Here is a 7,359-nt window from a genome sequence, read left to right as displayed (position 1 = left end):
GTCGGTGGAGGTCGTGTCGGCGGGAACGGATGCGGTCATGAGGCTCTCCTGGGCGCCGGTGCATGACGGCCGGGGTCGGCGCGGATAGGGTGGGAGAGGGCCCGCGCGGGGCCCATGCACCGGCGTTCAGGAGAGCATCATGACCGAATCCGTTCCCGTCGACTCGACCTCCACCGAGGCCTGGAAGCAGCTCGAAGGCGTGGCCGACGGCTTCAGCCCCGACCTCCGCGGCTGGTTCGCCGCCGACCCCGAGCGTGCCGCGAAGTACACGTTCCAGGCCGCCGACCTCACCGTCGACCTGTCGAAGTCGTTCCTCACCGAGGAGATCCTCGGGCTGCTGGTGCAGCTCGCCCGCGACACCGATGTCGCCGGCCGCTACGACGCCATGATCCGCGGCGAGCACATCAACGTCACCGAGAACCGCGCCGTGCTGCACACGGCGCTCCGCCGCCCGAAGAACGGCGAGGGCCTCGTGCCGCCGGCGGGCTTCGTCGTCGACGGGCAGGATGTCGACGCCGACGTGCACGCCACGCTCGACAAGGTCTACGCCTTCGCCGAGAAGGTGCGCTCGGGTGAGTGGAAGGGCGTCACCGGCAAGCGCATCGAGACGGTCGTGAACATCGGCATCGGCGGCTCCGACCTCGGCCCGGTGATGGTCTACGAAGCACTGAAGCCGTACGTGCAGGCCGGCATCGAGTGCCGCTTCGTCTCCAACATCGACCCGTCGGACATCTACGAGAAGACCGAGGGCCTCGACCCCGAGACCACGCTCTTCATCGTCGCCTCGAAGACGTTCGGCACGCTGGAGACGCTCACCAACGCCCGCCTGGCGCGCCAGTGGCTCTGGGAGCGGCTGGCGGCATCCACAGCCATCGGCGACAGCGACGACGAGCGCACCGGCGCCGTCGCGAAGCACTTCGTGGCCGTCTCGACCGCCCTCGACAAGGTCGCGGCGTTCGGCATCGACCCCGAGAACGCGTTCGGCTTCTGGGACTGGGTGGGCGGCCGCTACTCGGTCGACTCGGCCATCGGAACCTCGGTCGTCATCGCGATCGGCCCCGAGAACTGGCAGCAGTTCCTCGCCGGCTTCCACGCCATCGACGAGCACATGCGCACCACCCCGCTCGAGCAGAACGTGCCCGTGCTGATGGGCATGCTGAACGTCTGGTACTCGAACTTCTTGAAGGCGCAGAGCCATGCCGTGCTGCCGTATGCGCAGTATCTGCACCGTTTTCCTGCCTACCTGCAGCAGCTCACGATGGAGTCGAACGGCAAGAGTGTGCGGTGGGACGGGTCGCCGGTCAGCACAGACACGGGCGAGATCTTCTGGGGCGAGCCCGGCACGAACGGGCAGCACGCGTTCTACCAGCTCATCCACCAGGGCACCCGGCTGATCCCCGCCGACTTCATCGCCGTCGCGAACCCCGCCCATGCACTGAAGGACTTCAGCGGCGACGGGGCGGCCGTCGAGCCCGGGCAAGACGTGCACGCCCTGTTCATGGCGAACTTCTTCGCGCAGACCAAGGCGCTGGCGTTCGGCAAGACCGCAGACGAGGTGCGCGCCGAGGGCACGGCCGAGGCCGTCGTGCCGGCCCGTGTGTTCAGCGGCAACCGGCCCACGACCTCCATCCTCGCGCCGGCGCTGACCCCCTCGGTGGTCGGCCAGCTGATCGCGCTCTACGAGCACATCGTGTTCACCGAGGGGACGATCTGGGGCATCGACTCGTTCGACCAGTGGGGCGTCGAGCTCGGCAAGCAGCTGGCCCTGCAGGTCGCCCCGGCGGTCGACGGGGATGCCGAGACCCTCGCCGCGCAAGACAGCTCCACCCGCGCCCTGATCGCCCGCTACCTCGAACTGCGCGGCGCCTAGCTCCCCCGGCTCCCACCCGGACTGAGCTCAGCGAAACCGGCGCCGTATGCGCGTCGGATCGGCTGAGCTCCGTCCGGGTGGTGCCGGCACGTGGGCGGGCGGCGCGCCGTCAGCCACGGCGGCACCACCGGCACCAGCGGCCGCCGCGCCGCGCGCCGTCAGGCGCCCGTTCGCCAGCGCCTCCTTCACCACCACGGGTCGCCGTGCCCCCGGGTCGCCGGGCGCCCGGCGGCGCGCGAGAATGGGAGGGTGAAGATTCTCTCGATCCAGTCAGCCGTCGCGTTCGGGCACGTGGGCAACTCCGCCGCCGTGTTCCCCCTGCAGCGCATCGGCGCCGAAGTGCTGCCCGTCTACACCGTGAACTTCTCCAACCACACCGGGTACGGCGCGTGGCGCGGTCCGCTGATCAGCCCCGACGACGTGCGCGACGTGCTGCTCGGCATCGAGGAGCGCGGCGTGTTCCCCGAGATCGACGTGGTGCTGTCGGGCTACCAGGGCGGGGTGGGCATCGGTGAGGTGATCGTGGATGCCGTGCAGCGCGTGAAGGCCGTGAATCCGTCTGCGGTTTACGCGTGCGACCCGGTGATGGGCAACGCGAAGTCGGGGTGCTTCGTGGCCCCGGAGATTCCGGTGCTGCTGCGCGATCGCGTAGTGCCGGTGGCCGACATCATCACGCCGAACCAGTTCGAGCTCGGCTACCTGACCGGCACCGAGCCGACGACCCTTGAGTCGACCCTCGAATCCGTCGACCTGGCACGCGCGATGGGCCCGTCGACGGTTCTGGTCACGAGCGTCGAGCGCCCCGACCGCGATCCACAGACCATCGAGATGCTGGTGGTCGACGAGAGCGGCGCGTGGGTCGTGCGCACGCCCTTCATGCCGTTCAAGGCGAACGGGTCGGGGGATGTCACGGCGGCGCTCTTCACCGCGCACCTCCGCGAGACGGGCGACGCGTCGGTGTCGCTCGAGCGCACAGCGTCGAGCGTGTTCGACCTCATCGAGATGACGTACCGCTCGGGGGAGCGCGAACTGAAGCTGGTGGAGGCGCAGGAGTCGTACGCGCACCCCCGCATGCAGTTCAGCGCCGAACGCGTCCGCTGAGGCGCGGCGGGCGCACGGCACGGGAGGCGGGGCGATCCCGGAGGCCCCGCAGGCCGGGCGATCCGGGAGGCCGGGCGATCCCGGGCCCCGCAGGCCGGGCGATCCCGGAGGCCGGGCGGCCCCGAAGGCCCGCCGGCCCCGCGTCAGGCCCGCTCGGTCGGCCGCACCGAGAGCGTCTCGACCGTGCCCCCCTGCGGAAGGTCGACCACCGTGCGCACGGCCGCCGCGACCCACTCCGGCGCCAGGTACAGCCGCGGCTCGTACGCGTCGCCCTCGCCGGCGACCTTCCGGCGTTGCATCGCCGTGTCGGTGCGACCGGGATGCACGCTCGAGACCCGCACGCCGTTCGGGCGTTCCTCTTCCCGTAGCGCATCCGCCAGCGCGCGCAGCGCGAACTTCGAGGCGGCGTAGACGCTTCCCCCCGGAGCTGCCGTGAAGCCCGCCCCGCTGTTGATCATGACGACCAGCCCCGACGCCTCGCGGAGCCCGGGCAGCGCCAACCGGGTGAGCTCGGCGACCGCGAACACGTTGGCCGCGAACACCTCGCGCCAGGTGGAGGCGTCGGTGAGTTCCACCGTCGAGCCGGCTTCGACCCCGGCCGAGTGAACGAGCACGTCGAGCGAGCGAGGGAGGGTCGGTATCGGCCCCACAGCCAGATCGGCGACGAAGGGCTCCGCCGACGGCAGCGCTTCGACCAGCTCGCCGACCCGGCCCGCGTCGCGACCGCCGACGAGCACGTGGTGCGTTCGCCCGAGGTCGAGGGCGATGGCGCGGCCGATCCCGCTGGTGGCTCCCGTGATGAGCGCAGTCGGGCGTTCGCGATCCATTCCTCCAGCCTAGGCATACGAAAGCTTCGAGCGGTGCAACCCTTTGCGATCGACAGCTCGACTCGGCGAGGATGGATGCGCACCGATCGACGGTGCACGAAACGAGAGCGGGGCGACACCATGGTTGATTTCGGTGGTCTGAGCAACAAGGCCAAAGAGTTCCTGAACAGCGACAAGGGCGAAGAGGTCTCCGACAACGTTCTTCAGAAGGCGGCCGACGCCGCGAAGAAGGTCTCGGGCGGCAAGTACGACGACAAGATCGACGGCGCCCGGCAGTCTGCCGACGACCGCATCGGGCAGTGATCGCCTGATCGGGGCCCTCGACGGCAGACGTCGAGCGGCAATGCCTCGGCAACCTGCCGTTCGAGTGTCGTTCACCTCGACGGGGTGATCTGGGAGTGAGCCTGAAAATCGGCTGCGAACACGATCCCCTGAAGGGCCCCGATCCATGAACATTCACAGAAACAGGCGTGCGCTCGTGCGCCGCGGCCTCGTCATCGCGGCGGTCGCCGCCGTGGCCGGCTCCGCGGTACTGATGCCGAGCGCAGCCTTCGCTGCACCCGACGACTTCGGCGGGGCGACCCGCAATCCCGACGACAAGACCGAGCTGATCCGCGACTCGATCGTCGACGCCCCCGCCAAGAACGTCATCCTGCTCATCGGCGACGGCATGGGCGACTCCGAGATCACCAGCGCGCGCAACTACCAGTACGGCGCCGGCGGAACGCTCCCGGGCATCGACGCCCTGCCCCTGACCGGCCAGTACACGACGTACTCCCTCTACAAAGACGGCGACGCGAAGGGCAAGCCCGACTACGTGCCCGACTCCGCCGCGACCGGCACGGCCTGGGCGACGGGCACGAAGACCTACGACAACGCCATCTCGGTCGACATCGACGGCAAGCCGCACCAGACGCTTCTCGAAATCGCCAAGGCGAACGGGCTGAAGACCGGCAACATCAGCACCGCCGAGCTGCAGGATGCCACGCCCGCCGTGCAGTCCGCGCATGTCGCCGCCCGCAGCTGCTACGGCCCCGACAGCACCACCTGCGGCGCTGACGCGCTCGATCAGGGTGGCCGTGGATCCATCTCCGAACAGATCATCGGAACGCGCCCCGACCTCAGCCTCGGCGGCGGAGCGGCGAGCTTCGACCAGCTCGCGAAGGCCGGCGAGTACGCCGGCCAGACCCTGCGCGCGCAGGCCGAGACCCGCGGCTACCAGCTGCCGACGACCGGCGCCGAGCTCTCGGCGATCACGGTCGCCGACCAGAGCGAGCCGGTTCTCGGCCTGTTCACCCCCGGCAACTTCCCGACGCGCTACGCCGCAACGGAGGCGACCGTCGGGGGCGCAGACCTCGCTCCGACGACCTGTGCGCCGAACCCCGACCGCCTCAGCACCGACCTGTCGCTGCGCTCCCTGACCCAGAAGGGCATCGACCTGCTCGACACCCCCGCCAGCGCGGGCTTCTTCCTGCAGGTCGAGGGCGCGAGCATCGACAAGCAGGACCACGCCGCGAACGCCTGCGGCCAGATCGGTGAGGTCATCGACCTCGACGAGGCCGTGCAGGCAGCCCTCGCCTTCGCTGAGAAGGACGGCAACACGCTCGTCATCGTGACCGCAGACCACGCCCACACCAGCCAGATCGTCGACTCGACGCCGCCCACCTCGCTCAGCACGGCGCTGCTGACCGCCGACGGCAGCACGATGAAGATCTCGTACGGCACCGCTGAAGTCGGCGGATCGCAGCAGCACACCGGCAGCCAGCTGCGCATCGCCGCCTACGGCCCCGGCGCGGCCAGCGTCGTCGGCCTCACCGACCAGACCGACAACTTCTTCACGATGGCGAACGCCCTCGAGCTGAACCAGAACACGGCTGCCCTCAGCGCGAACGCCGCGCTCGCGCTGTCGAACAGCACGGTGAAGCCGGGCGCATCCCTCACCGCCACCGCCACCGGCTTCGCAGGCGACCGCCAGGTCTCTGCGGATGCCGCGGGCAGCGACCTCGGCTCGGCCGACGTCATCGACGCGAACGCCTCGTACGCGTTCACCGCGCCCCAGCAGGAGGGCACCTACACCGTCGCCGTGACGGGCGCCCAGAGCGGTGTGGTCGCCTCGGCGACGCTCACCGTCGCGGCAGACGCCCCGGTCACCACCCCGACCCCGACGCCGACGGCCTCGGCTCCCGGCACCCCCGGTGGCGGCGATGCCGGCTCGGGCGCGGGCGCCGGTGCCGGTGCTGGTGGCTCTGGATCGGGTGGCTCGAACGGCGGTTCGGGCGGCGGCATCGACCTCGCCACCACCGGTGCAGCGGTGATTCCCGTGCTGACGCTCGGCGCGGGCCTGCTCGCGGTGGGTGGCGTGCTCATGGTGCGCCGGCGTCGCGAGCAGCACGGAGCCTGACCCTCACGGTTCTGACGCGGGCCCGTCTCCCCAGGGAGGCGGGCCCGTTTCGCTGTGGCCGGGGCGGCCGGGGATCGGCGCGGGTCGGCGCGGGTCGGCGCGAGGCTTGGTGGCAGGGCGCGTCGGCGTGCCTCGACAGGAGGCCGCAAGAAGCGGCACGGCCCCGGCGGAACACCACGGGGGCCGTGCCGCGGCAGGGCCGACCCTCGTTCGTTCCTAGCAAACTGGAGTCGGAGCATCCCGCCCGACAGCTGCGCCGTACCCGAAACTGCGGAGCCATCGACTCTTTTCTAGCAGGCCGTCAGGCAATTGGGGAGCCCGATACCGAAATTGCGGCACCCGCGCCTGTGCCCGCGCGTGTGCCCGCGGAAGCGCTACCCGCTCGGCAGCGTCTCGAGAATGTTCGCGAAGATGCTCTTCGCAGCGCTCGGCGAGTCGAAGATCACCGACGTGACGGCGATCCAGTACCCCGAATCCGTGAACAGATCGAGTTCGACCGCTTCGCTCTGCGACAGCACGTAGCCCCGGCTCGTCGACGAATCCACGAGCTGGTTCGAGCTGGTTCCCGCGGCCGCGACCTTCGCCTCATACGTCGCCCGGTCGGCTGCGCTCGGCTTGGCCACCCCAACGCCGATTGTCGAGCCCGACACCGAGTCCCGCCAGGAGCAGAGCGCGCCGTCGAGGGCGCCGATCGTGCCGAAGGTGTTGTCGGGCGCGGGAATGAACGAGGCCTCGAGCTGCAGCGTCGGGCTGTACGCGGCGATCGTCGAGTCGAACACCAGCGATCCGCACGAGATGTCGACCGGCGTGGCCGTGCCCGATCCGCTCGCCGTCGGGGTCGTGGTCGGGCTGGACGACGCGGATGCCGTGGCCGTCGGTTTTGCGGTCGGGCTGACGGTCACGGTGACCGTCGGGGCAGGTGTCGCTGCCGGGGTCGAGGGCGAGCACCCCGCCAGGGCGGCCAGCGAGATGCCGGCCAGCGTGACGCCGGAGCCGATGCGGAACGCCCGAGCCGAGCGCCTGAAAGTCGTCATGGATTCTCCCCCGTCGCGCCCACCACTGGCGGCGCCTCCTGCGCCGATGCTGGAGCGCACCCGCGACTCCCCCATCGTGCCACAAGTGGGGACCCTTCACCGCTTAAAACCGCACATCCCCTCCCG

General features: G+C 70.4%; 6 protein-coding genes. 4 read left to right on the top strand and 2 right to left on the bottom strand.

Going from position 1 to position 7,359, the window contains the following annotated elements:
- Positions 1-139: 139 nt before the first annotated feature.
- Together pgi and pdxY are read left to right on the top strand one after the other, a co-directional pair.
- On the top strand, positions 140-1,870 hold the full coding sequence (gene pgi / locus C5B96_RS16620) for a glucose-6-phosphate isomerase (RefSeq protein ID WP_104246480.1): 1,731 nt from the start codon (positions 140-142) through the stop codon (positions 1,868-1,870).
- 249 nt (positions 1,871-2,119) lie between these two features.
- Complete coding sequence (gene pdxY, locus C5B96_RS16615; protein ID WP_104246479.1) at positions 2,120-2,971, top strand: pyridoxal kinase PdxY; 852 nt, start codon at positions 2,120-2,122, stop codon at positions 2,969-2,971.
- A gap of 143 nt (positions 2,972-3,114) precedes the next feature.
- Here pdxY and C5B96_RS16610 read toward each other — a convergent pair whose 3' ends face one another.
- Entirely contained in the window at positions 3,115-3,798 is a 684-nt protein-coding gene (locus tag C5B96_RS16610; RefSeq protein WP_104246478.1) for an SDR family oxidoreductase, read from the bottom strand.
- A 120-nt stretch (positions 3,799-3,918) separates the two neighbouring features.
- On the opposite strand from C5B96_RS16610, the gene C5B96_RS16605 reads away from it, so the two are divergent.
- Together C5B96_RS16605 and phoA are read left to right on the top strand one after the other, a co-directional pair.
- Entirely contained in the window at positions 3,919-4,101 is a 183-nt protein-coding gene (locus C5B96_RS16605; protein WP_104246477.1) for an antitoxin, read from the top strand.
- Positions 4,102-4,246: 145 nt separating this feature from the next.
- On the top strand, positions 4,247-6,199 hold the full coding sequence (gene phoA / locus C5B96_RS16600; protein ID WP_104246476.1) for an alkaline phosphatase: 1,953 nt from the start codon (positions 4,247-4,249) through the stop codon (positions 6,197-6,199).
- A gap of 374 nt (positions 6,200-6,573) precedes the next feature.
- Here phoA and C5B96_RS16595 read toward each other — a convergent pair whose 3' ends face one another.
- Complete coding sequence (locus tag C5B96_RS16595; protein ID WP_104246475.1) at positions 6,574-7,233, bottom strand: hypothetical protein; 660 nt, start codon at positions 7,231-7,233, stop codon at positions 6,574-6,576.
- Positions 7,234-7,359: the final 126 nt, after the last annotated feature.

The organism is Subtercola sp. Z020, from assembly GCF_002931235.1.
GTDB lineage: Bacteria > Actinomycetota > Actinomycetes > Actinomycetales > Microbacteriaceae > Subtercola.
Note: the sequence above shows the minus strand (reverse complement) of the source record. Positions and strands in the feature narration are given on the sequence as shown.

Excerpts from the sequence above, each read along its gene's own strand:
- pgi (WP_104246480.1), top strand. The coding sequence starts at position 140 with ATGACCGAATCCGTTCCCGTCGACTCGACCTCCACCGAGGCCTGGAAG.
- C5B96_RS16610 (WP_104246478.1), bottom strand. The coding sequence starts at position 3,798 with ATGGATCGCGAACGCCCGACTGCGCTCATCACGGGAGCCACCAGCGGG.
- C5B96_RS16605 (WP_104246477.1), top strand. The coding sequence starts at position 3,919 with ATGGTTGATTTCGGTGGTCTGAGCAACAAGGCCAAAGAGTTCCTGAAC.
- phoA (WP_104246476.1), top strand. The coding sequence starts at position 4,247 with ATGAACATTCACAGAAACAGGCGTGCGCTCGTGCGCCGCGGCCTCGTC.
- C5B96_RS16595 (WP_104246475.1), bottom strand. The coding sequence starts at position 7,233 with ATGACGACTTTCAGGCGCTCGGCTCGGGCGTTCCGCATCGGCTCCGGC.